Below are 26,769 nucleotides of genomic sequence, written 5' to 3'. Positions count from 1 at the left end.
CCGAGCCCCTCCATCGCATGAGCCGCTTCCGCCCGATCGACCGCAAGACTGCCTACCTGCTGCCGCCCTCGGTCGAAGACTGGCTTCCCCAAGACCACCTGGCGCGTTTCATCGTCGAAGCCATCGAACAACTCGACCTCACCGAACTGACCCGCGTCTATGCCGGGCGCGGCAGCGCCGCCTACCACCCTGAAGTCCTGCTCAGCCTGCTGGTTTACGGCTACGCCACCGCCACCTTCTCCAGCCGCCGCATCGAACGCGCCACCTACGATTCCGTCGCCTTCCGCTACCTCGCCGCAGGCAGCCACCCCGATCACGACACGCTCGCCAGCTTCCGCCGCCGCTTTCTTGAAGAACTCGCCGGCGTGTTCCTGCAAGTGCTCGAACTGGCGAGCGAGATGAAGCTCCTGAAGCTGGGGACAGTCAGCCTCGACGGCACCAAGGTTCACGCCAACGCCTCCCGCCACAGTGCGCTCTCGCACGGCCACATCGTCAAGCTCGAAACCCAACTCAAGGCCGAAGTACAAGACCTGCTGGCGACAGCCGAAGCCGCTGACCAGGCCGACATCCCGGATGGCGTGAATCTGCCCGCAGAAATCAAACGCCGTGAAGACCGGCTGGCCGTCATGGCCGCCGCCAAAGCCAAGATCGAAGCGCGTGCCCGAGCCCGCTTCGAAGCGGAACAAGCGGCTTATGAAACGAAGCTCGCCCAGCGAGCCGCACGCGCAGCGGAATCAGGCAAGAAGCCCAGCGGCAAGCCGCCCCAGCCGCCGACGCCGGAACCCCGTCCGGAAGACCAGATCAATCTCACCGACGAGGAATCCCGCATCATGAAGATTGCCGGCGGCGGCTTTGAGCAGTGCTACAACGCTCAGGCGGCGGTCGATGCGCCGACGATGCTGGTAGTGGCGGCATCACTCACGAATGCGGGCAACGACAAACAGCAGGTTCAGCCGATGCTGGACAAGCTCGGTGCGCTACCCGCCAGCCTGGGCACAGTCGATGCCCTGCTGGCTGACACGGGCTATTGCAGCGCGAACAACATCACCGCTTGCGAAGAAGCTGGAGTTGAACCTTACATTGCCGTCGCCCGCGAAGATCACCATCCCGGCTGGCGCGAGCGTTTCACCGAGCCGCCGCAGTTGGAAGCGGACGCCACGCCGATGCAAAAGATGGCGCATAAACTCAAGACCAAACTGGGGCGGATGCTGTATGCGCTGAGGAAGCAGAGCGTGGAACCGGTGTTTGGCATCATCAAATCGGTGATGGGGTTCAGGCAGTTCTTGCTGCGTGGTTTGGAGAAGGCGAAGGGCGAGTGGACGCTGGTATGTCTGGCGTGGAATTTGAAACGCATGGCCGTGTTGCGCCAGAAATCCGTCCCAAGCGCCTGAAAAGAGCAGAAACCCGTTCAAATTTGATACCGATGCGGCGATGAACGACTAAAAATGCCTAAATATTGTGCAAATACCGTCCCGGCGGGGAAATTGCTGCCGTGCGGGGCTCCAAGTCCGACAGGCTGCTCGGTGCGAGATGATTCGTCACTGGTTGGGACATCTCTCATGAACTTAATACTCCGGGATAAATGTTCTGCTGAAGGGCGTTAGCGTGAGGCCAGGTTGTCGCGCATCTTGTTCAAGGCGAGGAGGAGCGTGGCGGCTTGCTGCTTGTCCAGATCGTGCAGAGCGACCGTCCGGATCACCGCTGCGACCTGCTCGATTGCGGCCAGATGGGGGGCGGCGGCAGGCGTCAGAAACACCCGATATGCCCGCCGATCGTTGGGATCAGGGCGACGTTCGACTAAACCGGCATCCGTGAGCTGGTCAATCAAACGGGCGAGCGTGATGGGTTGGACTTCCAGCATTTCCGCCAAATCGACCTGGCGAACACCCTCATGGCGAGAGACGTAAACGAGTGCACGCGCCTGCGCCAGTGTGAGAGAGCTTCCTTCCAGGCGTTGCTGGAAGGCCCGACGCATCAGGCGGGAAACATCCGTCAGCAGAAAGCCGAGACTGTCTTGTCGCAATTCCACGAGTCACCGCTCTTATAGTAAGCAGTACTTATTATATTGGTGGCTTGCTAGTGTGACAAGAGGCCAGCGTTTAGCCGGCATCCTCCTGCACGATTCGTTTAGGAGGATGCCGTGTCGCAGTCACAAATCAGACGACTGAAGGCCTCTTCAGGGTCGGGAAGTACGTCTTTCCTGATAGCAGACGCAGGCGCGAATCGTAGTGGATGTCGGCCTTGAGCTTCTGCGTTCGGCCAGGAACGAACGACCCGGTAAATCTCGGAGAAGGTCTGATTGTCTGTCAAAAGCCGATCGTCAACGCCCAAGCTCAGGCTCCGGGGCCGTCGGCAAGGCCTCCCATTGCGGCTGGAAGCGGATTGGCACCCCCGGTCGGATATCCGCCGGGATAGTCGCGAGCTCACTCAGGACGTTCTTGATGTCCCGGTTTCCCTGACAAGCGCCGTCGGTGCTATTTTTTCTTTGTCACAAACAATCCCTTCCTGAATCACCCCTGCTTTTCCGATAACTCCGAGCCGATTGAAGTGCGGTTTTTTTGGGGGCTCTCAGCCGAGAGCCATCTGCACAGCCATACCGTGGTTTTTTCTTCGATGACGATCGACATCGGCTCCATGTCGGTGCCTTCGTGCGAGCCGTCGCAGAACGGTTGCGTCATCGAGCGGCCGCACGAGCACCACCAGTATTCGCCGGGTTCGAGTTCGGCGAGATTGCGGTCGTATACAACGGTTCGGACATGGGGCTCCTGCGCAAAAAGGTCATTCTAGCCGCATCGGCCATCTGCAAGTCCGTATGGTTTGTGGGGCAATTTACGCTCCATGGTGCAGGATGGCTTAAAACTTTATCGATACGCTGAGCGCGCCAAAGCCGTCGAATTTCTCCTGGGTTCGGAACTCGCGCGTGCGCAGTATGTGGGTGTAACTGAAACGAATATCGGACCAGTCCAGTACCAGGCCGAACTGCAGGTCGCCGACCAGGGGTTTTTTGTCCACGCTGCGGCTGTCGCGGAAGGTGTTGCCGTCGAGAAAGATGTTGTGGGCAATCGCGCGTCCTTCGACACCGGCAAACAGGTACCAGCCGAAATCGGACACCGGGGCGAAGGCTGCCGAGCCCGGCAAGCCGGGCTGGATGCGCGGCGGCCCGTAGTCGCTGGGCAGTCGTTTACCGTAACGCAGCGTGACGCCTGCATTGGCATAGGTGAACACGTTGCCGAGTGCGGCCCCTGCGTGGGGCGTGAAGTCCAACTGGTACCCCAGGAAGGTCGTGGTCGCGAATTCCCGCCAGCTGCGCTGGTAGGTCAGGATGACACCCGGCTCATTGCGGAGCTGGGTGTCCCAGCCGCGTGGTTCATTAGACCCGACAACATTGTGGATGAATTTCTGGCTCTGCTCGGCCAGAGAGGCCGGGCCGACCACGCCGAGGGTGATGCCGAACTGGTCGAGCTGCTTGCCCGACTCCACGCCCAGGCCCACCGTCCCATACAGCCAGCCTGCATAGGGGCGTTCCCCCGGGGGCGGATCTGCGATGGTGATATCACTCGGCACGAACATGCTTTGGCCGAAGGCATAGCCATGGCGAACCTCGCCTTGCTCGGGGAACCACGGCACGAGGCGGGCCAGTTTGATGGCCCATTCCTGTGTGGAGGCATCCGGTCCCGGTACCCAGACCACCCGCACGCCGTTCGTGTAGTGGCTGTCGCTCCCCTGGAACATGTCGTTTTCGAGTACGAAGCTCAGCGTCCCGGTCTTTTCCGGTTCCACCGACCAGGCCACAGCCGGGCTGGCGCCCTCGATAACAAGCCACGCTATGAGTCCGACTATTCTTTTCATGCCATCGTTGCCAGTGTTATGAGGGATCGCGCCGGGTGCAGGGGGAACAGGTCTGCCCATGTCATTCCTTGTCTCGATTACGATGCCCGGCGTCCACAGTAAGGAGCCCGATTGCGGCGAGGGCAGCGAAACCGGCACCGGCCAGGAACGTCGCAGCAGGTCCAATGGCGCTCCACAGAACGCCAGCCAGCACGCTGGCGAGCAGTAGCGCACCGCCGCTGACGAGATTGAAGATGCCGAACCCGGTGCCGCGCAATTGCGTCGGCACCGTGTCAGCGACGAGTTTCGACAACAGGCCCTGGGTAAAGGCCATGTGCAGGCCCCACAGCGCGACACCGGCAAAGACGCCCAGTGCGCCTCGGGCTGCGGCCAGCACCATGTCCGCTGCGATGAGCAGCGCGAGTCCGATCAGCAACAAGGTGCGCGGGTGGAAGCGGTCAGCGGCGGCCCCGGCCGGATAGGCGGCGCCGGCATAGAAAACGTTCATCACGACCATGACCACCGGCACATAGCCGAGCGCGAGGCCAATGTCCTGTGCCCGCAGCACCAGAAAGGCGTCGCTGAAGCGGGCGAGCGTAAAGACCGCCCCCAACAGCACAACCAGCCAGTAGCGCAGCGGCAGGCGCTTGATGTTGGCCCGTGCGAGTGGGGATTTTACGTCGCCGGTTGCATGCGTGCGCTCAGGGTCGCGTACGTAAATCATGAGCAGCGCCACCGCAATGAAGGCTGGCACCACGGCTATCCACATCACCGCACGGATGTCATCGGCAAGCCATATCATGAAGGCCACCGCCAGCAGCGGACCGAGCAGGGCGCCCACCGAATCAAGCGCCTGCCGCAAACCATAGGCCGCGCCGCGCAATGGTGCTGGCGAAATGTCGGCAATCAGGGCGTCGCGCGGCGCCCCGCGAATGCCTTTGCCGATGCGATCGACGAAACGCGCCGTGAACACCCAGCCGATCGACGAGGCCAGCGGAAAAATGGGCTTGGTGAATGCCGCGAGTCCGTAGCCAAGGATCATCAGGAATTTGCGCTTGCCAAGATAGTCGCTCAGCGCACCCGAGAACACTTTCAAGATGGCTGCCGTAGCCTCTGCAATCCCTTCGATAACGCCGACGGTCACCATGGAGGCGCCCAGTACGGTGACCATGAAGACCGGCAGGAGGCTATGGATCATCTCGGAGGATATGTCCATGAACAGCGAGCCGAATCCGAGTGCCCAGATGCCGGTCGGCAGTGCGCGCCATTTGCCCGGGACGCGCGAACGAGGCGAAGTTTGTTCGGTGCGCGAACTCATGCCATCGTTGCCAGCGTTTTACGGAAGCGCGCCAGGGCCAGCGTGAACAGGACCGCACCGATTGCCGCCAGGCTGAGGAACTGCGGCCAGACCACATCGAGGCCGGCGCCACGATAGAGAATGGCCTGGGAGAGCATGACGAAGTGGGTGTTGGGCGCGGCCTGCATGATGAACTGGACGGCGTCAGGCATGCTTTCGCGCGGCGTCATGCCACCCGACAGGACCTGCAGCGGCAGCAGGAACATCAACAGCAGCAGCCCGAACTGCGGCATCGTGCGGGCGAGGGTGGCGAGGAAGATGCCCATGGACGTGGTCGCGAACAGGTGCAGGGTCGCACCCGCGAAAAACAGCGCGACTGAGCCTTCGATGGGGACTGCAAGCAGGCCGCGGACAATGAACGTCAACGAGAACCACGAGGCCGCGAGCACGACCAGGGCCATGGCTAATACCTTGCTGCTCATAATCTCGAAAGGCGTCACCGGCATTACCAGCAGGTGTTCCACCGTCCCGTGCTCGCGCTCGCGGATGAGTGCGGCACCAGTGAGGACGATGGAAAGCATGGTGATGGCGCTGATGACCTCCATGACGGTGTTGATTTGCACTTAAAACTGACCCACCAGACGTAGGAATTTGCATGCAAATTTGACCCACGTAGAGACACTGACCTGCTCAGGACTGAGCGGGAGACACAGGAGTGATCGACGTGGCGTTATTGAGTGTAATCAGGCGGTGGCGCCTGCGAGATGGAATGGCAATCCGGGAGATCGCCCGACGCACGGGTTTGTCCCGCAACACCGTTCGCAAATACCTGAGCAACGGGGTCACCGACCCCCACTACCCCGATCGGCAGAGCCCGAGCAAGCTTGATGGCTTTGTCGACAAGCTGGCGGCCTGGCTCAAGACCGAGTCCAGCAAGGGGCGCAAGCAGCGCCGCAACCTGCGGCAGATCCATGCCGATCTGGTCGCGCTTGGCTACACGGGTTCCTATGATCGGGTCGCCGCCTTTGCCCGGCACTGGCGGCAGATGCAGCATGAGGCCGCCAGGACCACCGGCCGCGGCGCCTTCGTTCCGCTGACATTCGCCCCCGGCGAAGCCTTCCAGTTCGACTGGAGCGAGGACTGGGCCATGATCGGCGGCGAACGCACCAAGCTGCAGGTTGCCCAGTTCAAGCTGTCGCACAGCCGGGCCTTTCTGCTGCGCGCCTATCCGCTGCAGACCCACGAAATGCTGTTCGATGCCCACAACCATGCCTTTGCGGTGCTGGGCGGGGTTCCCCGGCGCGGCATCTACGACAACATGAAGACCGCGGTCGACCGGATTGGCAAGGGACGGGAGCGGCAGGTCAACCTGCGCTTCCAGGTCATGGTCAACCACTACGTGTTCGATGCCGAGTTCTGCAATGCTGCCGCCGGCTGGGAGAAAGGCCAGATCGAGAAGAACGTGCAGGATTCCCGGCACCGGCTCTGGCACGGTGCCCCGGCCTTCGATACGCTGGCCGACCTGAACGACTGGCTTGCGGCGCGTTGCATCGCGCTCTGGTCGGAACTGGCGCACCCGGAGCAGAAGGACCGCACCATCGCCGACGTCTGGGCGGAAGAGCGCCCCATCCTGATGGCGGCGCCCACCCCCTTCGATGGTTTCGTCGAGCACACCAAGCGGGTCTCCCCGACCTGTCTCGTCCACTTCGAACGCAACCGCTACAGCGTCCCGGCCACCTTCGCCAATCGCCCGATCAGCCTGCGCGTCTATGCCCACCGGCTGGTCATGGCAACGGAGGGCCACGTCATTGCCGAGCACGTCCGCTGTTTCGACCGCCGGCATGCGGGCGGGCAGACGCTCTACGACTGGCGTCACTATCTGGCCGTGCTGCAGCGCAAGCCCGGCGCCTTGCGCAACGGCGCCCCCTTCCTTGAACTCCCCGACGGCTTCAAGCGCCTGCAGGCCCAGCTGACCAAACGTCCGGGAGGCGACAGGGAGATGGTCGAGATCCTGGCGCTGGTGCTGCATCACGACGAGGAGGCGGTGCTGTCGGCCGTCGAGCTCGCGCTGGAATCTGGTGTGCCATCCAAGCTGCACGTCCTGAATCTGCTCGGCCGCCTAGTCGAGCAGCTGCCGCCGGCCCCGGTCACGACACCGCAGGATCTGGTGCTCGGCGTCGAGCCGCAGGCCAACGTGATCCGCTACGACAGCCTGAGGGAGAAACGTCATGCAGCCTAGTGCGATGATCGAAACCCTGAAGGCGCTGAAGCTCCATGGCATGGCGCAGGCCATGGCGGAACTGGCGGAGCAAAGCGCCCCCGCGTATCAGGGCGCGCAAACCATTCTCGACATGCTCCTCAAGGCCGAAGTGGCTGAACGGGAAGTCCGTTCGGTGAACTACCAGATCAAGGCGGCGCGCTTCCCGGCCTACCGGGACCTGTCCGGTTTCGACTTCGGCCAGAGCGTGGTCAATGAAGCCCTGGTCCGGATGCTGCACCGCGGGCAGTTCATGGATGACGCCCACAACGTGGTGCTGATCGGCGGACCGGGGACTGGCAAGACGCACCTGGCGACGGCGATCGCGGTGCAGGCGATCATGCATTTGCACCGGCGAGTCAGGTTCTTCTCGACGGTGGAACTGGTGAACGCGCTGGAACTGGAGAAGCAGGCGGGCAAGCAGGGGCAGTGGGCAAATCGGCTGATGCATACCGACCTGGTGGTCCTGGATGAACTGGGCTATCTGCCCTTCAGCCAGGCCGGCGGAGCGTTGCTGTTCCACCTGCTCAGCAAGCTCTACGAGCGGACCAGCGTGATCATCACGACCAACCTGAGCTTCGCGGAATGGGCTTCGGTGTTTGGCGATCCGAAGATGACGACGGCGCTGCTCGACCGCCTGACCCATCACTGCCATATCGTGGAAACGGGCAACGAGAGCTTTCGCTTCCGCAACAGTTCAACCATGACCAGCAGGGAGGGAAAAACCAGAAAATCGGCAGCAACCTGAGCCATAATCGGCTCATCCGGGTGGGTCAAAATTCAGTGCAATTCCCGGGTCAGATTTGGATGCAATTCAACAGTTCAAGTAAAGAGAGGCGTTGCTGTGGGCTGTCGTTCCGCTGGTCCATGTGCTTGTCCATATGTTATGGAAAAATATAACATATATATTCTTATAACACTTATTTTGCGTGATGTCGTGAAGTGGTCTACACGTAGCCGGAACTGTGTGACGACAGGCTCTTCATCCGCCAAAGGAGTCTCTTGGCACGAAATCTTGGAAGACCCGGTTACGCAGCGCTTCATGAGGCGCGCTATGGGTGGTAGGTCAGGAATGTATCGATTGCCCGAGCAGATAGAGCAGCTTGCAGCTCATGAACTGGTGTTGTGTGGATAGAATACTGGACGGGCAGATACGAGCCCCTCACTGAGGTTTATTGCATGTGTGGACGTTATGCGCTCAAGACTCCCGCCAGCGAGCTGGTTGCTAGGTTCGGTCTTGACGAGTCCGAGGATTTCCCAGCTCGCTACAACATTTCGCCCGGCACGGACATCCCGGTTATACGCCAATCACCGGAAGGCAAGCGTGTGCTACACCTGCTGCGCTGGGGGTTAGTTCCACATTGGGCCAAGGATCCAGCCATTGGCGCCCGCCTAAGCAACGCCAGAGGCGAAACTGTGGCCGACAAGCCCCTCCGTGACGCCTTCAAGCGCCGGCGCTGTCTCGTGCCCGCCGATGGCTTCTATGAATGGAAAACTGAAGGCCGCAGCAAACAGCCGTATTATTTCGGTATGCGCGCTGGCGAGGCCTTCGCGTTCGGTGCCATCTGGGAGTCATGGCGTGCGCCTGACGGCGACATTTTTCGGACGTGCTGCCTCATCACGACAGGGGCGAACGAAATCATGGTGCCAGTTCACGACCGGATGCCGGTGATCATTGCTCCCGTGCAGTACGAGGCTTGGTTGTCCGCTCCACCGGTGGATGCCTTCGCACTTGTAAAACCCTTCCGGGCTGAAGCGATGCAGGCTTGGCCAGTAAGCAAGCGTGTCAGCCGTTCGGCCGAGGAAGGCGCCGATTTGATCGAGCCCCTTGCGACGACCGAGTAGAGATTACCGGACGATCGCCACCTGCTTCCATGAGCTGGTATACGCTGGCGAGACATTCCCTCGTTTCATTGCCCAAGGTCTGGATTGATTCGCTACCGCCAGGCGAACAGAATCACGCCCCATCCGGTCATTTATGTCATCGAGCAGCCTTGGCAGCCCCCGTTGAACGACGGGGAACGGTCGACGCACCGGCTAAGCTCCCGCATTGAAAAGAATATTCTTGAATCCAGCTTTGCTGGGTCCCGGAACCCCCCGTAGACAAACACTCCCGAGTCATCGATCATCCCGTCTCTCCGCAGGCTTAGCAGAAGAAGAACCTCAAACATTTTGTCGGCGGGACAGCGCTTGCAGCACCACAATAACAATATCGACGCCGCACTGCTCGGCAAAATCATGCTCGCCCGTTTTCTGGAGTTGCCGCTGCGGGCTTTCGACCGCCTCGTGACCCAGACGGAGTCATCCATCGGGTTTAACGCACTGCGCCCTTGGGTCACCGTCGGGCGACTGGAAGATGCACGGGTGGTGCATGATGCGGCCGGCATACCCCAAGCCAAAGCATCCCCGATCCTGGGAGAAATTCACGAGGCGGGCCAGAACCTGATGTTCCTTTACCATCGCAACAGTTATGCGCGTGAGTACCGGTTCGACGAAGAGGGGATGAACCGCCTGATGGCACGCGAGGAAACCCCCAGAGATTTCACAGGGACGTTACATAGGCTACGCCTCATCAATACCCGGAACCGGCTCACCCATGCACTGATACAGGCGGTGCTGGTATCACAAGCGGCGTATCTGCGCTCCGGGCAAGCCTTGTCGCTCATCGCCCTGACCCAGGCGGAGACTTCCAGCCGGCTGCGGTCGGAGTCGAATCTTTCCGTGGTGGCGGATCCTGGCCGGATCTCCCGGCTGGTGCGTGGATTGTCGATTGCGCTGGCAAACGGGAAAGCGGTGCCGTTAAGCACCCTGTTCCCGAAACCGCGGCAAGTTCATTGTCATTTCGTGGATCATCTGATAAAAACAGAAAAAACATTTGTAGAAGAAGGGTTAATTCGGGGGCCGCTGACAGACGAGGCTATCGCCGCTATCCTCAAGCGGGAACATGGCATCCGGTTGTCGCGTCGTACAGTGGCCAATATTCGGCATGACTTGGCGATTCCCGATTACAAGCACCGCAGCCAGCGCACGGATTACCTGGCCGCGACCGAGGGGTTTTCCGCTCTGGTGCCGCTGACCGCTCAAGCACTGCGGACTGCGGTTCCGGCTCATTCCGGCGTGTATGAGATCAGGACGCTTTTCACTTTCCGCCTCAGTGGTGAAGAAAAGAACTGGCCGGGGAAAAGTGTGCCGGTCGTGCCGCATGGCGTGGTCTATATCGGATCGGCCGGTGATTTGCGCAAGCGCCTCGGCGACCACCTGCGAGGCAGCAGCGATAATGCGCTGCTGTATCGTCACGTGGCCGACGGCGCCGCGCGGGTGCGGTTTCGCCTGGTGAACGAAGGCTGGCGTTGGGTGGAGCGTGAGTTGTACCGGGTGTTTTGCGAGACGTTCGGCGAGCCGCCGCCATGTAACCGCATGAGTCCTTAAAACGATATAAAGCAGTTAACCACGAGGTTCATGGGGGATGATCAAAGCCGTACGTGTGAATACTTGCATCCGCGGTAAAGCGGTTTGTTCACGAAACATATTGATTGTTTTCTGTGCTCCCTGTGAACCTCGCGCAGCCACACGATAACCTTCCGCGCGCGGAGCACTCTGAAGGGCATAAAGGCCAGGGTGGGTACGGTCATGGCGAGAGCGATGATCACTATTCGGTACGGCGCTATCGCCATGGCCGTTATAAGGAAGCGCGCAGCCCGTCGATATATCGATATATCATGCATCCAAATCCAGCACTACCCGAACCGATTTCGGGCACTTAAGAAATGAACAAGAACAACCATAAGGTTCAGTGGCGTGATATGGAAGAAATCTTGCGCAAGCAAGCAAGCAAGCAAGCTTGACAGTGATTTCATCTCCCTTTCCTGGCTTGCTGCGAGGTCCGGAAACATGAAGCCTCTGGATATGGCCGTCGAGGCCGTGGTGCGCACGCTTGGACTGGACGATGCTGCCGTCGTCCGGCGCAAGGCCTTTCTGGAATTCACCGATGACGACGTCGCGCGGTTGCGAACGCTGCACGAAGCCCTGCGAACCCTCGCGCCGGATTTCGCCAATGCCTTTTACACCCATCTCCTGGCCTTCGAGGAAACACGGGCGTTGTTGCCCGGCGCGCAAACGCTCGAACGTTTGAAGCGCACCCAGGCGGCATACTTCGACAGCCTCACCGCGGGCGACTACGGGCCGGATTACATCCTCCACCGCCTACGCGTCGGCGTAGTACACCAGCGCGTCGGCCTGGCGCCGGAATGGTATCTGGGCGCCTACAGCAAGTACCTGTCGGGGTTGCTTCCCGAACTCTGGCAGCGGCTCGGAAAAGACCCCGAGGCGTTTGTCGCCACCTGCCAGGCGCTGATCAAGATCGTTCTGCTGGACATGGGACTCGCCATCGACACCTATATCCAGGCCGACCAGCAAACGATCCTTGCGTTAAAAGAGTATGCCAACATCGTATTCACAAGTATTCCCGACGGACTGCTGGTGCTCTCGCCCAATCTCACCGTTTTGTCCGCCAATCGGGTTTTTCTGGAACGGTTCGAACTCACCGAGAAGGCCGTGCACGGCCGCTACCTGATGGAAGTGCTCGCGGCCGACGGCTTGCGGGGACGGGCGCTGGAAGTTCTGGCCACCGGCGTCGCCCAGCATGACGTGCTTTTCGCCATGGGGCAGGCGGGCGGCGACGAGCGCAAACCGGTGCGCGTGACGCTGACTGGAATCCGGCTTGCGGAAGAAGAAGAAGAAGAAGAAGCTCGGCTTCTTTTGATCGTGGAGGATCTTACCGAGGAGGAAGCGTTGCGCGCAGCCGCGCTGGAATCCGAACGCCGTTTCCGGGATTTGGCGGAAACCGCCCACGACGGGATCATCATGACCGATCCCCAGGGGGAAATCGCCTATTTCAACCGGGCGGCGGAGCGCATGTTCGGCTATCGCCGCAACCAGGCGCTGGAACGGCCGATCGGGACGGTGCTGCCGGAACCGCTGTCCTGCCAACTGGATGAAGGATTGCAGCATGCCCAGGTGTGGGAAACCCAGGGGCTGCGCCAGGACGGCACGGTTTTCATGGTGGAGGGATCCAGCAGCGTGTTCGAAGGGTCCACGGGGCGTTTCATCACCTACGTGCTGCGCGACCTGACCGAGCGCAAGCAGTTTGAGCGCCAATTGGTGCACTTGGCCAACCATGACCCGCTCACCAATCTGCCCAACCGAAAATTCTTCAGGGAGCGCCTTGGCATCAGCCTGGACGAGGCGGCGCTGGACGGGGCGCAGTTGGCGGTGCTGTTTCTCGACCTGGACCGGTTCAAGTTGATCAACGATACCTTTGGTCATGCGCTGGGTGACAAGCTGCTGCTGATGGTGGCCGAACGGCTCGCCGGTTGCTTCCGCAAGGGCGACATACTGGCCAGGCTGGGGGGTGACGAATTCGTGGTGCTGCTGCAAGGGCTTTCCGGGACACAGGATGCCGCGCTCGTCGCCCAGAAAATCATGGATACCTTTGCTCATACCTTTCAACTGGAAACGCATGAAGTCTTCGTCTCCGCCAGCATTGGCATCGCCTTCTATCCTTCGGACGCCATCGATGCGGGCAACCTTATCCGGTGCGCCGACAATGCCATGTACCAGGCCAAGGAGCAAGGCCAAGGGTATCAGTTCTACCGGCCCGATCTGGAAAACCTGCCGTCGGAGCGGCTCACGCTGGAGAACAGCCTGCGCCGCGCCGTGGAGCGTGGCGAATTGCAGCTTGACTACCAGCCCAAGGTGAATCTCGCGAGCGGTGCCGTGATCGGGCTGGAGGCATTGCTGCGCTGGGCGCATCCGGTCAGGGGCATAATCCCGCCCGACCAGTTTATTCCCCTGGCGGAGGAAACCGGCCTGATTATCCCGATCGGCGAATGGGTCTTGCGGACAGCGTGCCTGCAGATCAAGGCCTGGCAAGGGGAAGGCGTGCCCCCGCTGCCAGTGGCGGTAAACCTGTCGGCGCGTCAGTTCAGGCACCGTTCGGCTAGCGGTGAAGCAACCGGAATTCACGACCTGGTTGAAACCATCGAGCGGGTGCTGGAGGAAACGGGGGTGGATCCGTCCTGCCTGGAACTGGAGATTACCGAAAGCATCCTGATGCAGAACCTCTCGACGGCGGCCATGACCCTGCAAGCATTGAGCGCAAAGGGCATGCGCATCTTCATCGACGATTTCGGAACCGGCTATTCCTCGTTGAGCTATCTCAAACGCCTGCCCATCGACACCATCAAAATCGACAAATCCTTCGTAGGGGATATTACGACCGACCCGGACGACGCGGCGATCGTGACCGCCATCATTGCCATGGCTCACAGCCTGCGCCTCAAGGTCGTGGCCGAAGGGGTGGAAACGCAGGAACAGTTCGACTTCCTGCTTGAGCGGGACTGCGATGCCATGCAAGGCTATTTTTTTAGCAAGCCGCTGCCGGCGGAGGACATCTCCCCATTTTTACGCAGCACCGGAAATTTCAATCCGGCTTGAGCCGTGGGCATCAAACCACTTGACCTGGTCGCGCGGAAGCACATGCGGTATGTTTATATCGTATTAAAAATAAATACTATGCATTGATACAAGTTCATCTCCAAATTGCGCTTTATGGTGTAGGGAGATGTTAGGTATATTGGCCTGATGGCACGGATTGGCGATCTTCATGATCGCGGTCTGGATCTTTGGGTAAGCGGTAGTACCCGGGCGGAGACATCCCCGCCCGGTTGAGAAACTGAGACCATGAGACTTGATGATGTCCGACACGGACAATAAGGAAGCCACGACGCTTTCCCGGCAGCATGTTGCGGCCTACCTGCAACACCTCGCGGCCGAGAGGCGGCTTTCTCCGAACACGCTTGAAAGTTACCAGCGGGACCTTCTTTTTTTGCTCCAGGCGACTGAAGAATGCGGGAAAGCACTGGCTGACGCAGTGGCATCCGATGTGCGGGACGCGATCGTCAAGCTCAGGAAGAAAAGTCTGTCGCCGGCGAGCGTGGCCAGACATATATCAAGCTGGCGAGGATTCTATTCATACGCCATCCAGAGATTCGGGTACCTGAACAACCCGTGTGTCGGGCAAAAAGGTCCGAAGGTAAAACGGGCCCTTCCCAAGACGCTTTCACCCGATAGTTGCGCCCAGCTCCTCGATGGCAAGAAGGAGCAGGATATTGACTCAAATGTCTTGCTGGCACGTGACCACGCCATGTTCGAGCTGCTTTATTCATCGGGCTTGCGGGTGTCCGAACTGACGGGCATGGACTTCATCGACATTGATCTGAAAGCAGGGGAGGCACGGGTTACCGGCAAGGGCAGCAAAACACGCGTGGTGCCGGTAGGCAGGCAAGCTTGTAAAGCGATCAAGACCTGGTTGAGCTGGCGCCAGGCACTCCTTGGCGGTAACGATACTCCGGCATTGTTCCTCAGCAGCTGGGGGAGACGCCTTTCGGTGCGAAGCGTACAGATGCGCCTCGATCACTGGGTCTCGCAGTCCGGGCTGGGGCAATCGGTACACCCGCACATGCTCCGCCACGCCTTTGCCAGCCATATGCTTCAATCGTCAGGTGATCTCCGGGCGGTTCAGGAGATGCTCGGCCACGCCAACATCACCACCACCCAGATCTATACCCACTTGGACTGGCAACACTTGGCGAAGGTATATGACTCGGCTCACCCCAGGGCCAGACGCAGCAAACCAGTGGGCGACACCGAGAATTCCTAGCCATATAGTCATTCGCCACAGCAATTGCAAAAATAAATTAAAGTAGTAACATTTCTACATAATGTTTGCTTTGAGGTGACACCATGTCCATCACGACCCTATCGAGCCGCGAGTTTAACCAGGATGCTAGCCGGGCCAAGAAGGCTGCGAAGCATGGCCCAGTATTCATCACGGATCGCGGCAAACCTGCGCATGTGCTGCTGTGCATTGAGGAGTACCAGCGGATAACGGGTGGCCATCAGAAGATTGCCGATCTGCTGGCGATGCCGGGTATCGAGGACGTTGAATTCGAGATTCCGCAACTGCGGGATATCGCTCGGCCAGCGGAACTCGCCTGATGTTCCTCCTCGATACCAATGTGGTATCGGAACTTCGCAAAATTCGCCTTGGTAAGGCCGATGCGCACGTTGCCAGATGGGCCGATAGTGTCGAAGCCGTAGATCTTTATCTGTCAGTGATCACGATCCAGGAACTGGAGATCGGTGTGTTGCTTGCAGAGCGGCGGGATGCGGCGCAAGGTGAAGTTTTCCGGGCATGGCTGGGTAGCCACGTCATGCCAGCTTTCTCAGGTCGTATCTTGCCCATCGATACAGCGGTTGCGCTGTGTAGTGCGAGGCTTCATGTACCAGACCCGCGTCCAGTCAGGGATTGCCTGATAGCAGCAACGGCGCTGGTACATGGCATGACCGTCGTAACACGAAACGTGGCCGACTTTGAGTCAACCGGCGTACCGGTTTTGAATCCGTGGACCATTACCGCCTATGAGGCGAATGATGGTGAACTGACCGAGAAACGGTTGACCGAGATTCGGAAGGCGGGCCCTCAAGGAAAAGCGCGCCGGGTCAGAACCCGACTGACTGACGAGAGAAAAAAGTAGTTTGTGAAAGTAGATAAAATCATAATCGTGACTTTTCTCGCTGCTGCGTGTGCAAAGGTATCAGAAGCCACGACAACTCGTGCCGCAACGCATCCGCGAGCAGATGATGCGTTAGATGGGGAGGGTGGTATGCCCTCCTGAGTAACATCGCAGGAGAGCAGGAAAAAGGAGAAAAACATGAAAACTCAAACCCGCCGAATTCTGTTCCCGCTTGGGGGAGCGGCGCTGGGCATGCTTGCCGGTGCCGGTTTTGGCATGGACAAAGGCATCGCTGAAAGTGCGGCCTTCTTCGGCTTTGTAGGTTTAGGCCTGGGCTACGCTCTGCATGACTTCAACTGGAAACGCAACCGCAAAACCGCCCTGGCTCTGCTGCTGACCTTCCTGGCACCGATCATCGGATTTGCCTGGTTGATGGCTCCCCAGGTATTCGGGCTGGCGAGCATTACGCCCGCCAGCCTGGCGCAAGTTGCCGCGATCGCGCTGACTGTCGGCCCGGCCATCGGCGGTCTGCTCGCACTCGTCGTCTACGCTGCTGCAAATACCTTCGGTCTGATCGATGAGAAGCGGGACTGGCCTGCTGACGGGGCGATGGAGGAGGATGAAATTTATCCAAATGGCATATCAAGTGTGGGTGGCCCATATGGTTATGGATACTCCACAAATGGATTCCCCATGTATGACGATGACTGAAGGGTTCATCGCCCAGCCCTATTCTTTCGGTTCTTTCTTTGCCCCATCAGGCCGGTAGCCGACCTTTTCCTGGAACTGCTCCAGGGTAGGTTTTGCTCTTGGCACCTTGATTCCCGCGATTTCATTTGGAAGCGCTTGCTGCAGCGAGAGCCTCATGTCGGCGGTGGCGGCGTCCTCCGCTGTATTCATGAGCTTGTTGTAGATCGCCACACTATGCGATTGGGGCGCGGCATCGCCTGCCTCCCCCTGGTAGCGCAACTCGCCTGATTCCTGTTTCGCCTCGTGGTAGTCCATCGCCATTTGCTGCTTCTCCTTGCCTTGGTCGTGATAGTCCTGGGCTTTGCCCGGCAGATCGCTGTTGGAGTTGGCGGCTGCGGATCCGGCGCCTACTGGCGCGCCTGAATTGGGCACATCCCTGAGATGGCCCGCATGCAGGGCGCGTATCTGATTTGCCAAAGCCGGATCGTCCATCATGGCTTGTGCCAGCGCCTGGACTTCCTCTGGAGTGGAACGCACCGCTGTGCCATCCTGATAAGCAGATGGCAATTGGCCGCCCTGATCGTATCCTATGGTCTTCAGGCCATTGAGCGCCACTTGGTCGCGCTGTCCAGCTGGCGCGGCTTCGACGGCTTCGACCAATGCCAACGCGGCATTCGTATTTCCCGGATCCTTGAGCGGATCGTAACTGACGCCCACTCCGCGGGATGAGCTCTGATTGGCTTGTTGGGTGAGGTCTTCAGCCTGGCGAAATTCAGCTTGCGCCTGGTCGAGGTGCGTGCGCCGGATGCTAAGTGTCGCACCTGTAGTTTGGCTGTCCGCATCCTGGCCAAGCACCGAATGCCGGAAATCGCGGTCTTTCTCCAGCCGATCGAAGAATGCCTGCCTTGCATCGGCATTGCCCAGTACCGCGCTTTTCTCACCAGTGCGGCTTTGCTTCTGGATCCCGGCCGCATATTCCTGTGCAATATCAATTCCACCTTTTAGGCTGCCTGTGACTGCCGCTTTCCCGTTTCTCGAATCCCGCGACTGGATACCCCCCCCGTCGCTGGAAGCCGAATCCTTGATGGTTGCCGGTGTCACGGTCTGGTTGCCACCAAGAGCAATATCGCCACCGGCGTTAGCCCGTACCGAACCTTTCTGCGAAGCTTGATTTTTGGTCGTATAACTGGCGTCGCTCCCTGATTCATCTCCTGAACTTGCAGACGTACCAAATGATCCCGTGAAATCCCCTCCCGAGCTCGATCTGCCGCCAAAGCCACTCTGGTTGGTGGTGGCGAGCGACGACAGATGGGCACGGGCTTTTGACAGAATGCTTTCTTCCGCCTTCCCTGCAGCGATGGTATGGGCTTGCCCGGCCGATGCGTGTTTACCGGCTTGCTTGAGCAGACCGGCGTTCTGACCGGCTGTGACAGAAGCCCCCACCCTCAGGGCATTCATAGGTTGCGCTGCGGTTGATGTTCCATTTCCATAGGACGACATCACCGTACCGTCCGCTCCAACAGCCTGGTCGATCGCGGCACCATGCCGGTTCATCGGCGCGGTATTCCATTGATCCGCACTTCTATTGTTCGCGCTCCAGTTCCCCATGGTGACATTGCCCCATTGGGTGTTGCCAGCGCTGATATTCCCGGTGCCGACCTGCGCACCGGCGGCCTGAGCTGAGGAATTTGCCGGGCTCATGACGCCTGATATGACGCTGGTGAAAGATGCCGCGCTGACATTGGTCAGCATGTAGGCGATGACCGGTACTGAGAGCGTGAGAATACCGGCAACCCCCTGATCGGAAATCATGGAGTGCATCAACGCCTGATGGCTTGCGTAGGAGAGGGGATTCATCCCGTCGACGGCAGCCTTGGCACCGAGCGTCGCGTACCAGCTCGTGAAGAAATTCAGTGCTGCGTAAACCGGTGCCCAGAGGTTGATCCATAACAAGGCCATGAGATAGGTTTTGAGAACCAGGCCACCCTTTGATCCAGCCACAATGATCAGGAGCATGACGATGGGAAACAGCGCCAGAATCACGATATGGATGGCGTTTCGGATCAGGGGCATGGACGACTCGGCAATCTTGGCCATGGTGCGATAGCTGCTGTTTGCGCTGGCAGATGCCATCGCCGTCGATAGCGCGACCTGCGCCGATGTCGTATCGCCGATCATCTGTGGCACGAAAACCGTCGAGTCTGCGATCAGGTTGATCATCGCCGCCTGCTTGATGGATTCCTGAGCGGTTTGACTCACCCCGAAAATGAAGCTGTCTACGGCAGGTAATTGAGCGGCCACCAGTGCGGAGGCAGCTGCAGAGGTGGGTGCGCTCGGGTTGAGCATCCTGCCCAGGCGGGGCAGGATGTCATTTGAAACATGCGGGTTGATCTGGGCATCAATGTAAGACCAGGCCTGATCACAGCCGACGATCTTGTAGACGCCTGCAGCGTTGTCATAAACCTGAACCAGCAGCCCGGGGTTCATCTGAGGGGCGATGTCTGCCCAGATGTCGCCAGACTTCATGATCTGATCGAAAAAAGCCCCGTTGTTGTTCAGTTCCGGGTAAACACAATCCTTGGTCAGGTTGGTCAGGGAGCTGACCAGATTGGGATCGTAGAACCGCACGCTCTGTCTATCCTTGATGGCACGCGATCCGAACATGAAGCCGGTCTTCTCAAAGGAAATATCGCCAGGAAGCGCAAATACCGTTTCGCTGACTTTGGTAAGCCAATAGCCTATGTGGCTTTCCGCACTGGCGAAAACAGCGAGCCCCAGAGGGACGTTGGCCACTGTATACGTACCGGAACCACCCGCCACGTCGACCACAACCACATCTTTCTTGGGCAAGAAGAGGCCTACATACCAGATGGCCAGCATCAGCATATAGATTGCTGCATCCTCGCCGCGTGCCTTCACGAAAGTCGTGGCGACGGCAACGAACAACCCGAATATCGCGAAGACTTTCATCAAGCCGGTGTAGTCGCTCATCGAGGTGAGCATCGCTACAGCGTCGAGCACATACTTGATCTGCTGGGCGTCCCAATAGGCGTAGATGGTATCCATACCGGATCAGCGGCTGCCGAATTCGATATTGGAGGTCAGCCGCGGGCCAAGGCTCGTGTACATCTGACGCTGGAAGTCCATCATCATCGCCACATTGCCCATCTTCTTGGAGATGTCTTCCTGCTTGAGACCATAGATCTTGATGGCCGTGTTCTTGATTTCGGCCAGTTTCCCCTGGAAGTCGTCTATCGCCTTGACATCGGCTTTAACCGAAACTGTTTTGGTCTTGTTGAGCGCATCATCGACCTCGCGGCTGATGTCCTGCATTTGGCGGAATGCGATTTCAGTAGCGATCGCTTCCGAGAAGCCATCAATGATGCGATCGGCAACAATCGTCGAGCCACGGCCGCTGTGGATGGACTGGGCGATCATCTGATAAATCGGCGTGCTGGTCATGGCGATCACCTGTAACGCTTTCGGGTCCGTCAGCGCTGTTCTGGTGACAATGGCATCCTTCAGCTTATTCAGCTGCTCATACACGATTGCCGTCATCCCCACGGTTGTACGGGGTGTTCCTTCGTCCGTTGCCGAGGCATAGGGAAGACAATCGGAACCGGACGGGCACTCACGGACCCTCATGGTGTGCGTGCCGGACAACGGCCCCAAAAAATCCTCCCACGTGATGGTTGGCTTGAAATATTCCGTGGTGAAGCCGCTGGCGATGTCGCTGCTGTTCCTGATGAAGGTGATAGTCCCGAAGAGCGAAATGTATAGTTCGATTTCTTCATTGGAATACCCGCCCGCACGTTCAAGGGCGTCGTAAACGAGGTTGAAATCCGATTTCAGTACCGGATTCCCCGCGCTGTCCAGGCAAAGCGCGGCATTCACGGTGCATGCCGCGTCGTAGGCGGCCTTCGTATTCGCCGGACTGGTTTGAGTATCTTCCTTGGCATTGAAGAACGATCCATAGGAGCCGGTAAGGGCCGAGCCGAAGACCTGGGCACGCTGCTCCATATCCATGTTCCGGGTATCCGGCGTGGTTCCGACATACTGTTTGATCGCCTGGCAACTGCCAATCTGGAACTGGTTGAGCTGATTCATCGTCTTTGAGAGATCGGTCAGCAGTCCATCGATCTCGGGTGCCATGGTTTTGAGAGCAAGTTGGAAGAAGTAGCCCACGGCGTTCTGCCCGATGTTTCGCAGCGCATTAACGAACGCATCCATGTTGACGAAGCCATAGGCTCCGAGCCAGGCGTCGATCCCGCCACAGCCCGCTTTGTAGCCTGGCGGGGAGAAACTGAAGAGATTGGTGGCGCGCTGCGGCGCGCGGTAAGAAAATCCTCCCAGCGCCATTGTCGTTTGTCCCTGCGACTCATACACAGCAGAAGGCGTGACATTCATCGCCGCCCCTGCGGAATTAAAGTAGTCGTTCATCCAGTCAGACCCGGCTGCGATCGAGGTCGTGGCTGGAACGGCCAGTCCCAGGCTCAGGGCCAGCATGAGGGAGACGGGCTTCAGACGTGTGCTGATTTTCATGATGGACTCCTTGTTCAGAACTCTTGGCCGGGCTGCGTGCGGGTCAACACGCGGATACGCTCGATAATTTCATCAATCGCCAGCGCGCCGCTGCCGATCGGCACGGCCTGCCGGGTTTCCCGGTGAACCAGAAACAGCGCGGGCACCATCTGGATGCCCTGGCCATTGCTCACGGTCATCGAGATGCCGTTATCGCGCCTGGCATCAGGAAATTGGGGGAGGGTTCCACCGTCCATGCTGACGCCCATCACGGGCAAGCCATAATTTCGCTCCAGCAGGCGCAACACCGGCGCTTGCTGATGGCAGTAGGGGCAGTCCGATCGGAAGAAAAACATCAGGCCGTAGTCTCGCGACAGCTCGGCCAGGGTCTGCTCCTGCGCTTCACGCCGCATATCTTTCTTGTTGAGCTGGGCGAAGGTGGCCGTCGGTGACCGGTTGTTGTAGTCAACCGATGGTGTGGCCCATACCACGCGGCGTGCGGTGTCGGCGAAGACCGAACTCTTGTCCATCACATAGGTCTGCGCTTCAAGGTAATTGCGCACGTTCGCTTGGGTGGGCTGCATGATGGCCAGGTCTTTTAGCCTGGCCAGCTCCTTCTGCAGATCCTCCATCGTTGTCATTGCCTTGATGGACTTCGGCTTGGTATCAACCTTCTTGTCCTTCTTCACCGGCGGTGCGTCCGGTGGATACCAGTTGAACCCGCGCTCCGGGTTTTGCCACGGGGTATCGTCCCACCAGCCTTTATTTGCAGGGCCCGAGTCGGTGATGGCAAACGCTGCCTGGCTTATCAACAAAGCCGCTGCAGCAAGCAGGGCAATCAGTCGCTTCAACGCGCCTCTCCCGTCCCGACAGACGAGACCTGTGGCGGCTGGCCATCCCTGCATAGATTGAGTTCGTAGAACATGCTGAACGGCTCCATCGTGCCATTCACCGTTCTCATTTTGTGGTCTGGCATGCCAAGCACCAGCCTCAACCGCTTACAGCCGGGCCGGATAACCTGCACAGTCGTTACGGATGCCTTGACCCGCGTGTTCGGAGGCGCCTTCGTGTCGTTCTTAAGCTTCTGAGCCATATCACCGATGAGCCAGGCTTTGGCGGTCCCGTCCCGTGAGTCAATGGCCGCAAGTAACAAGCCTCGCACATTGGCTGTCTCAGGTAGCGTCGGAGCAGCCACGGATTCAAGGCTGGATCCAAGAAGAGTTAGAAGCAACATTACGATTGTCCGATTCATGTTCTGAACATGGTTAGTGACAAAGATGACTTCATGATCGCCTCTCATTCCAATCAATCTAAGGCGTGCCGTAGTAGCTGTTGATCTTTATCGTGGCACGGTCGATTGCGTAATCCGGGATTTTGACGCTGGCCTTCACATCCGCCACCACGCTGGAAAAGTCGATCAAGCTGAAGTCGATGCTCTGGAGTTCGGCAGGGGTTAGGCCACCGCAATCCGGGCTTTGGGGGCTCCCCCAGGATTTGCCAAGCTGAGATCGACCGGAAGCGGCGATCAATCTTGCGATACGGGAGTTGAAACAGCAGTGCGATTGCTTCTTCTGCACGCAGACACCAAGGACTTTTTGGGAGCAATAGGTTCCGACATGAACGCAAAGATTCTGCCCGCGCTTCATGCCAAGAATTTGCTCTTCTTGTTCGCATGAAACGAGCTCCATAATGATGTAGATCGCGATGGCAATCGCAAACGAAGCGGGGTCGAAACCGACGAAGAACGTCCCGCTTTCCCCAAGCAGAACGGTCGTACCGGCTGCTGGGGCGCCGTATCCAACCGTCAGACCAAAATAGCTGAACGAAGGACTAAACACCGATGAAGATCCGCTTCCCCCAAGAATTGACTCCATTCCATTTATCAGGAAATTCGGGGCGTCCGATTGGAACAGCGAATCGTAGACTGCTGTAGACCCTAAATATTGGATTGATTCAGTCCCGAAACTCTTCACCAGACTCGCGCCCATGCTGGTCATCATGTCGCTGTTGTTCTGGTTGCTCCCCATCGAGTTCGTCTTGCAGCAACTAAAAATCCCGAGCGTCACCCTGCATTTGCTGTTTTTGCCGTTGAACAGCGTCAGGGTATCCGGGTCCATGTAGTTGCCGGCCTGCCGCAGCGCCTCCATACCAGTGATCGCCAGCGCAAAATCACCGTCCGGCGTGTAGCCCGCATCGAAACACGTGCCATCCACGCAGTAGGTTTTCCCGCCGCAATCCGTGATGGTTTTAGACTCACCATCTGCCACTTTGCATTGATACGTTTGCTCATAGAGCGAGCACTTGGCTGGATCACCGTCCACATAGTCCACGCAACTTGATCCGATCTGCGCACACCCCTGCGCAGCTAGAGGCGCACAATCGTCCACATAGTTCTGGGAGATGCAGTCGTACTTGCTTTCGTATTTCCAGCAATCGCGAGTCACCGGGTAGCCGCTTATCGTGCGCGTTTCCGGCCCCTCGATGCAGACCCTGGAATTCTTTGTGCAGGTGCCATCCCCTGCCAGCACCGGAGACGAGAGCAAGGGGAACAGGAGTGTGACGATGAGTAGCCGGGCTACCAGCCGCATCAAGGTTAGCGGCATCATGGAAGCCTGGCCTCCAACGCCGTGCATTGGTTATCCCAGACATCCTCCTCAGCGTGGTGCTGAGGGGTATTCATTGGCGGCGTGGTTACGGCAACATCAATGTCGGGATAGTAGCTATCATCCCAGTTGTACTGATTGATGAAACGCAGATTGAATGTGCAGGTTTCATTGCTCAAATCACAAGTGCTGGGTTTCAATTCCAGCATGCATCCACGGCGGTAATAGCTCCCGAACAACACGTTGTTTGGAGTCACATCTGGATGCATGGTGGCTATTGGGCCTTTGATTGCACCAGTCGCGCCTTTCCCTGTCGGCTTGTAATAGGCAACGACTCCCTTTTGCAAGACTGTGGGTGTGGGTTCCACGCTCACGAAAGCCAGGTGCTGATACGCGCTGTAGTCCCAATAGCACCACCCGTTGAAATTGCCCGTAATTCTTATCTTTGAGGGGTCTGGGTCGCAGATCAATCGGATCGTGTCTCCCTTATAAGTGCTGTATGCGAAGAGGATTTCACCAGGGGTGCAGAACTTGGTCGTTACGATGACCGACAGCACTTCCTCGCACCGCTCTTCCCCAGCAGTCAAATATTGATTGCACGTTTCTGTCTCATATTTGTCTGGATCCTTGACCGTCTTCTCTGCGCATCCGGCATAACCCCCGCTCACGATCAGGCTGCCGAGATATGTCTCTGCATCGCCCGATACCGTGTTGCGTTTGACAACCAGCGGGTCGGTTGTGGAGTTGAGCGGGAACATCACGTTCTTCTTGCCAGGGTCATTCATCAGCATCCTGACGCCTTCGCACTTCCCGTGGGTATGTGGATCGGGATCTGCCGTTCCTGCGGTGGACGTACAGCCAGTGACCCCCGCGGTGGCTGGCGCCGTCAGGCTACCTGTGCCGCCCATGTAGTAGCTGGAAGCAGGATCGGTGGCCGTATAGTTCGGCACCCCCGTGTTGGCGTCGCTCGCTGTGGTGGTGCTGATCTTGCTCTTGGCTGTTCCAACATTCGCCTTGCCAAAGGTGTTGCCCTCATTGAAGGCATCGTTCGCGGTCATGTCGGCACAGGTCACACTTGAGACCAGACACAGTGGAAGCAGTAAAGCCTTCACGGCCGGTACTCCAGCATGGCCAGCCGTGATCGTGCCTCAGCGGCCAGTGGACTGCCGCCTTGTGCCCAGCGCTCAAGCACGTAATCCAGGGTGACATCGCCAGTAGCGCGCAGGCTCTGGCTGCATTCCTGTCTCAGGTTGTTTAGGCAGGCCTCGCCCTGCCGTCCTGTCGTCAGGACAAACGTGGGGGCTTGAACAACCTTGTATGTCCGGAATAAATCGGGGTGGATGATGATGGAAGCACCCGTTTCGGCAATCGGCTTCAGTGCCTCCATGGCACGCGGCCAGTTCCCCTTGGCCATCCCGCCCTCGACCCCTCGCAAGACCAGCACGGCACGCGTGCGCGCGGCTTGTCTGGCCAGATTTATCAGCGCTTTGGCCGGCATGCCCAGGGTGACGAAGATCATGAGATTGTCGTCTTCCGGTTTCTGCGCTGTCTGGTTGTAGCGGGCCGCAATCTGGCCGATGTCCACGCCGGAAGATGGAACCTTGATTTTTGGAAAGGCGCGAACCGCGCCATTGCGCGCCGCCTGACTGGCAGCATCGATCGCCTGACTCGACTTCTGCCGCGCCACTGCCTCATCGCCATAGCCATTTATCTCTGGCAGGGTAGGGGGGGTGTCAGCCGCATACCCAGCGGATACGATGGCAGCGAACAGAACAAGCAACAGCATTTTCATCACAGGCTTCTTCATCGATCAGAGTCCAAAGGCACCCTGGCAGCAGTCCCGCTTGCGAAAGAGCATGTAAGCAAAATCCTCGCCCTTGTATGGGAACTCCTTCCCTACGCCTGAAATGACCGTTGTGCGTCCCATGGTTGAACAACATTTGCCATCCTCTTTCTTGGTGTTGGGGATGGGGTAGGTCATCTGGGTCTTGTAGGCGCGCTTATCCATGAGCGGAATGGGGTAGTAGCCGCACTGCCCCGACGTTCCGTGCGCGCCCCAGACCAGCAATTCGCGGTGCATCTTGTTGGTCATGCGCTGGGCAATGAGTGTCGATGCCTGCACGGCGCCGACATGGTTGCCCACCCAGCCATTGAGCGGGTACATGGATCCCTGGCAGCCCGCGCACCAGAAAAGCTCGTTCAGGGGAAAGCCCGCCGTGGCAGCCACGCAATCCGCGGCGCAGGCGCCCTGAGCCAGCGGATTGGCAAACAGCACGGCATCAGGATTGAGGATGAAGGTCAGCTCCGAGTCCGCCCACAGCGGATCAAGCTCGGTGAAATACACCAGGTCGAAAACATTCTGTTCCAGGCACGGGTTATCGACGATGACTTCCAGCCAGAACATCAGGGGACTGATGTACCAGTGAGCCTGGTAGAACGATTTACCCCCACGCGCTTGAACATGCGCTGGCGCCGGCACGCCGGGATCAATGGTGATCCCGCCAAGGGAGGGGAAGCAGTAGGGTTTGCGCACCACCTCGACCAGCCGCGCCGGTTCGTAAAAACTGATGCTCAAACCCACCTTGGGCGGACTTGAGCATGCGCACAGCGGGTTGCTCACACCGCTATCAAAATCCTCCTGGCCAAAATCCATGATCGTGGTGCCGCCAACCTTGAGAGGAAACGCGCACGACCAGCAAACATCCGTGATCGGATTCATGAACTTGCCGGTGCAAGTGGTCGTTGCCGCCCATGAACTGGGCGAAACCGCAAAGGCAAGCACCAGAACAGCACGAATGTTCCGGAGCAGCGAGCTCATCAGTTGAACCTTCCCAGCAAGCCCACGGGCTTCTTTGTCAGCTTGATGATCAGGCTTTGCAGCCGGTTGTCGTCCCAGGCCACGATCCTGGTGCTGCCCCAATGCGGCCTGTGGATATCTGACCATTCAGCAATTAGCAGGGTCAGTCCGGGATCGGCAATACAGGTAAAAGTATTCAC

General features: G+C 58.7%; 25 protein-coding genes. 10 read left to right on the top strand and 15 right to left on the bottom strand.

The genetic code is table 11. The annotated features are described in order from the left end of the window. Positions 1-17 precede the first annotated feature (17 nt). Positions 18-1,391, top strand: a complete 1,374-nt coding sequence (locus ACZ41T_RS01015) for an IS1182 family transposase (RefSeq protein ID WP_464921300.1) — start codon at positions 18-20, stop codon at positions 1,389-1,391. A gap of 209 nt (positions 1,392-1,600) precedes the next feature. Here the strand turns inward: ACZ41T_RS01015 and ACZ41T_RS01010 are convergent, their stop codons facing one another. The 5 genes from ACZ41T_RS01010 to ACZ41T_RS00990 all read right to left on the bottom strand — a co-directional run bounded on the left by ACZ41T_RS01010 (position 1,601) and on the right by ACZ41T_RS00990 (position 5,748). Then, complete coding sequence (locus ACZ41T_RS01010) at positions 1,601-2,029, bottom strand: MarR family winged helix-turn-helix transcriptional regulator (protein WP_026177554.1); 429 nt, start codon at positions 2,027-2,029, stop codon at positions 1,601-1,603. A gap of 481 nt (positions 2,030-2,510) precedes the next feature. After that, the gene (locus ACZ41T_RS01005; protein WP_018078973.1) at positions 2,511-2,678 is read right to left on the bottom strand and encodes a CDGSH iron-sulfur domain-containing protein; all 168 of its coding nucleotides are present in this window, start codon (positions 2,676-2,678) and stop codon (positions 2,511-2,513) included. Positions 2,679-2,853: 175 nt separating this feature from the next. Further along, the gene (locus tag ACZ41T_RS01000) at positions 2,854-3,849 is read right to left on the bottom strand and encodes a lipid A deacylase LpxR family protein (RefSeq protein WP_464922667.1); all 996 of its coding nucleotides are present in this window, start codon (positions 3,847-3,849) and stop codon (positions 2,854-2,856) included. A gap of 61 nt (positions 3,850-3,910) precedes the next feature. Further along, positions 3,911-5,146 carry an MFS transporter gene (locus tag ACZ41T_RS00995; protein ID WP_464922666.1) on the bottom strand — a complete coding sequence of 412 codons (1,236 nt, stop codon included), beginning with the start codon at positions 5,144-5,146 and terminating at the stop codon, positions 3,911-3,913. Then, on the bottom strand, positions 5,143-5,748 hold the full coding sequence (locus tag ACZ41T_RS00990) for an ABC transporter permease (RefSeq protein WP_464922665.1): 606 nt from the start codon (positions 5,746-5,748) through the stop codon (positions 5,143-5,145). Before ACZ41T_RS00990 ends, ACZ41T_RS00995 begins: the two co-directional genes overlap by 4 nt. A gap of 92 nt (positions 5,749-5,840) precedes the next feature. Between ACZ41T_RS00990 and istA the strand changes: the two genes are divergently transcribed. The 3 genes from istA to ACZ41T_RS00975 all read left to right on the top strand — a co-directional run bounded on the left by istA (position 5,841) and on the right by ACZ41T_RS00975 (position 9,227). Beyond that, a complete protein-coding gene (istA, locus tag ACZ41T_RS00985; RefSeq protein WP_464922664.1) occupies positions 5,841-7,364 on the top strand; it encodes an IS21 family transposase in 1,524 nt (507 codons plus the stop codon). After that, positions 7,354-8,130 (top strand): IS21-like element helper ATPase IstB, encoded by a 777-nt coding sequence (gene istB, locus ACZ41T_RS00980; RefSeq protein WP_320384080.1) that lies wholly within the window; start codon positions 7,354-7,356, stop codon positions 8,128-8,130. The genes istA and istB overlap by 11 nt, the downstream gene beginning before the upstream one ends. 431 nt (positions 8,131-8,561) lie before the next feature. After that, positions 8,562-9,227: an SOS response-associated peptidase gene (locus tag ACZ41T_RS00975; protein ID WP_026177556.1), complete on the top strand. Its 666-nt coding sequence runs from the start codon at positions 8,562-8,564 to the stop codon at positions 9,225-9,227. A 3-nt stretch (positions 9,228-9,230) separates the two neighbouring features. Here ACZ41T_RS00975 and ACZ41T_RS00970 read toward each other — a convergent pair whose 3' ends face one another. After that, positions 9,231-9,350 (bottom strand): DUF4113 domain-containing protein, encoded by a 120-nt coding sequence (locus ACZ41T_RS00970; RefSeq protein ID WP_081601635.1) that lies wholly within the window; start codon positions 9,348-9,350, stop codon positions 9,231-9,233. Positions 9,351-9,572: 222 nt separating this feature from the next. Between ACZ41T_RS00970 and ACZ41T_RS00965 the strand changes: the two genes are divergently transcribed. Then, positions 9,573-10,811, top strand: coding sequence for an RNA polymerase factor sigma-54 (locus ACZ41T_RS00965; protein ID WP_051068533.1), 1,239 nt, complete (start codon positions 9,573-9,575; stop codon positions 10,809-10,811). Positions 10,812-11,099: 288 nt separating this feature from the next. Here the strand turns inward: ACZ41T_RS00965 and ACZ41T_RS00960 are convergent, their stop codons facing one another. Then, positions 11,100-11,453: a hypothetical protein gene (locus ACZ41T_RS00960; RefSeq protein WP_464924028.1), complete on the bottom strand. Its 354-nt coding sequence runs from the start codon at positions 11,451-11,453 to the stop codon at positions 11,100-11,102. On the opposite strand from ACZ41T_RS00960, the gene ACZ41T_RS00955 reads away from it, so the two are divergent. The 5 genes from ACZ41T_RS00955 to ACZ41T_RS00935 all read left to right on the top strand — a co-directional run bounded on the left by ACZ41T_RS00955 (position 11,388) and on the right by ACZ41T_RS00935 (position 16,669). Continuing rightward, positions 11,388-13,877 carry an EAL domain-containing protein gene (locus tag ACZ41T_RS00955; protein WP_462724084.1) on the top strand — a complete coding sequence of 830 codons (2,490 nt, stop codon included), beginning with the start codon at positions 11,388-11,390 and terminating at the stop codon, positions 13,875-13,877. The two genes, ACZ41T_RS00960 and ACZ41T_RS00955, sit on opposite strands and share 66 nt — an antisense overlap. 256 nt (positions 13,878-14,133) lie before the next feature. Further along, positions 14,134-15,102, top strand: a complete 969-nt coding sequence (gene xerC, locus ACZ41T_RS00950; RefSeq protein ID WP_464922663.1) for a tyrosine recombinase XerC — start codon at positions 14,134-14,136, stop codon at positions 15,100-15,102. A gap of 83 nt (positions 15,103-15,185) precedes the next feature. Next, the gene (locus ACZ41T_RS00945; RefSeq protein WP_018078994.1) at positions 15,186-15,440 is read left to right on the top strand and encodes a type II toxin-antitoxin system Phd/YefM family antitoxin; all 255 of its coding nucleotides are present in this window, start codon (positions 15,186-15,188) and stop codon (positions 15,438-15,440) included. Continuing rightward, the gene (locus ACZ41T_RS00940) at positions 15,440-15,979 is read left to right on the top strand and encodes a type II toxin-antitoxin system VapC family toxin (RefSeq protein ID WP_018078995.1); all 540 of its coding nucleotides are present in this window, start codon (positions 15,440-15,442) and stop codon (positions 15,977-15,979) included. The genes ACZ41T_RS00945 and ACZ41T_RS00940 overlap by 1 nt, the downstream gene beginning before the upstream one ends. Positions 15,980-16,156: 177 nt before the next feature. Further along, positions 16,157-16,669 carry a hypothetical protein gene (locus tag ACZ41T_RS00935; protein WP_018078996.1) on the top strand — a complete coding sequence of 171 codons (513 nt, stop codon included), beginning with the start codon at positions 16,157-16,159 and terminating at the stop codon, positions 16,667-16,669. Between the two features lie 18 nt (positions 16,670-16,687). Here the strand turns inward: ACZ41T_RS00935 and ACZ41T_RS00930 are convergent, their stop codons facing one another. The 8 genes from ACZ41T_RS00930 to ACZ41T_RS00895 form a co-directional block, all read right to left on the bottom strand. Then, positions 16,688-19,714, bottom strand: a complete 3,027-nt coding sequence (locus tag ACZ41T_RS00930; RefSeq protein ID WP_464922662.1) for a conjugal transfer protein TraG N-terminal domain-containing protein — start codon at positions 19,712-19,714, stop codon at positions 16,688-16,690. A 6-nt stretch (positions 19,715-19,720) separates the two neighbouring features. Beyond that, on the bottom strand, positions 19,721-21,190 hold the full coding sequence (locus ACZ41T_RS00925) for a conjugal transfer protein TraH (RefSeq protein WP_464922661.1): 1,470 nt from the start codon (positions 21,188-21,190) through the stop codon (positions 19,721-19,723). 14 nt (positions 21,191-21,204) lie between these two features. Beyond that, the gene (locus tag ACZ41T_RS00920) at positions 21,205-22,020 is read right to left on the bottom strand and encodes a conjugal transfer protein TraF (RefSeq protein WP_464922660.1); all 816 of its coding nucleotides are present in this window, start codon (positions 22,018-22,020) and stop codon (positions 21,205-21,207) included. A 459-nt stretch (positions 22,021-22,479) separates the two neighbouring features. Then, positions 22,480-23,775, bottom strand: a complete 1,296-nt coding sequence (locus ACZ41T_RS00915) for a conjugal transfer protein TraN (RefSeq protein ID WP_464922659.1) — start codon at positions 23,773-23,775, stop codon at positions 22,480-22,482. Beyond that, positions 23,772-24,884, bottom strand: a complete 1,113-nt coding sequence (locus tag ACZ41T_RS00910) for a hypothetical protein (protein WP_464922658.1) — start codon at positions 24,882-24,884, stop codon at positions 23,772-23,774. Before ACZ41T_RS00910 ends, ACZ41T_RS00915 begins: the two co-directional genes overlap by 4 nt. Beyond that, positions 24,881-25,564 (bottom strand): type-F conjugative transfer system pilin assembly protein TrbC, encoded by a 684-nt coding sequence (trbC, locus tag ACZ41T_RS00905; RefSeq protein WP_464922657.1) that lies wholly within the window; start codon positions 25,562-25,564, stop codon positions 24,881-24,883. The genes ACZ41T_RS00910 and trbC overlap by 4 nt, the downstream gene beginning before the upstream one ends. 18 nt (positions 25,565-25,582) lie before the next feature. Next, complete coding sequence (traU, locus tag ACZ41T_RS00900; RefSeq protein WP_464922656.1) at positions 25,583-26,590, bottom strand: conjugal transfer pilus assembly protein TraU; 1,008 nt, start codon at positions 26,588-26,590, stop codon at positions 25,583-25,585. Next, a complete protein-coding gene (locus ACZ41T_RS00895) occupies positions 26,590-26,769 on the bottom strand; it encodes a hypothetical protein (RefSeq protein WP_464922655.1) in 180 nt (59 codons plus the stop codon). Before ACZ41T_RS00895 ends, traU begins: the two co-directional genes overlap by 1 nt.

The sequence above is a fragment of the Thiobacillus thiophilus genome, assembly GCF_055378705.1.
This window is presented reverse-complemented; position numbering and strand designations above follow the sequence as displayed.

Excerpts from the sequence above, each read along its gene's own strand:
- ACZ41T_RS01015 (WP_464921300.1), top strand. The coding sequence starts at position 18 with ATGAGCCGCTTCCGCCCGATCGACCGCAAGACTGCCTACCTGCTGCCG.
- ACZ41T_RS01005 (WP_018078973.1), bottom strand. The coding sequence starts at position 2,678 with ATGACGCAACCGTTCTGCGACGGCTCGCACGAAGGCACCGACATGGAG.
- ACZ41T_RS01000 (WP_464922667.1), bottom strand. The coding sequence starts at position 3,849 with ATGAAAAGAATAGTCGGACTCATAGCGTGGCTTGTTATCGAGGGCGCC.
- ACZ41T_RS00995 (WP_464922666.1), bottom strand. The coding sequence starts at position 5,146 with ATGAGTTCGCGCACCGAACAAACTTCGCCTCGTTCGCGCGTCCCGGGC.
- istB (WP_320384080.1), top strand. The coding sequence starts at position 7,354 with ATGCAGCCTAGTGCGATGATCGAAACCCTGAAGGCGCTGAAGCTCCAT.
- ACZ41T_RS00975 (WP_026177556.1), top strand. The coding sequence starts at position 8,562 with ATGTGTGGACGTTATGCGCTCAAGACTCCCGCCAGCGAGCTGGTTGCT.
- ACZ41T_RS00970 (WP_081601635.1), bottom strand. The coding sequence starts at position 9,350 with ATGGGGCGTGATTCTGTTCGCCTGGCGGTAGCGAATCAATCCAGACCT.
- ACZ41T_RS00960 (WP_464924028.1), bottom strand. The coding sequence starts at position 11,453 with ATGGGTGTAAAAGGCATTGGCGAAATCCGGCGCGAGGGTTCGCAGGGC.
- xerC (WP_464922663.1), top strand. The coding sequence starts at position 14,134 with ATGATGTCCGACACGGACAATAAGGAAGCCACGACGCTTTCCCGGCAG.
- ACZ41T_RS00945 (WP_018078994.1), top strand. The coding sequence starts at position 15,186 with ATGTCCATCACGACCCTATCGAGCCGCGAGTTTAACCAGGATGCTAGC.
- ACZ41T_RS00940 (WP_018078995.1), top strand. The coding sequence starts at position 15,440 with ATGTTCCTCCTCGATACCAATGTGGTATCGGAACTTCGCAAAATTCGC.
- ACZ41T_RS00935 (WP_018078996.1), top strand. The coding sequence starts at position 16,157 with ATGAAAACTCAAACCCGCCGAATTCTGTTCCCGCTTGGGGGAGCGGCG.
- ACZ41T_RS00930 (WP_464922662.1), bottom strand. The coding sequence starts at position 19,714 with ATGGATACCATCTACGCCTATTGGGACGCCCAGCAGATCAAGTATGTG.
- ACZ41T_RS00925 (WP_464922661.1), bottom strand. The coding sequence starts at position 21,190 with ATGAAAATCAGCACACGTCTGAAGCCCGTCTCCCTCATGCTGGCCCTG.
- ACZ41T_RS00915 (WP_464922659.1), bottom strand. The coding sequence starts at position 23,775 with ATGATGCCGCTAACCTTGATGCGGCTGGTAGCCCGGCTACTCATCGTC.
- trbC (WP_464922657.1), bottom strand. The coding sequence starts at position 25,564 with ATGAAAATGCTGTTGCTTGTTCTGTTCGCTGCCATCGTATCCGCTGGG.
- traU (WP_464922656.1), bottom strand. The coding sequence starts at position 26,590 with ATGAGCTCGCTGCTCCGGAACATTCGTGCTGTTCTGGTGCTTGCCTTT.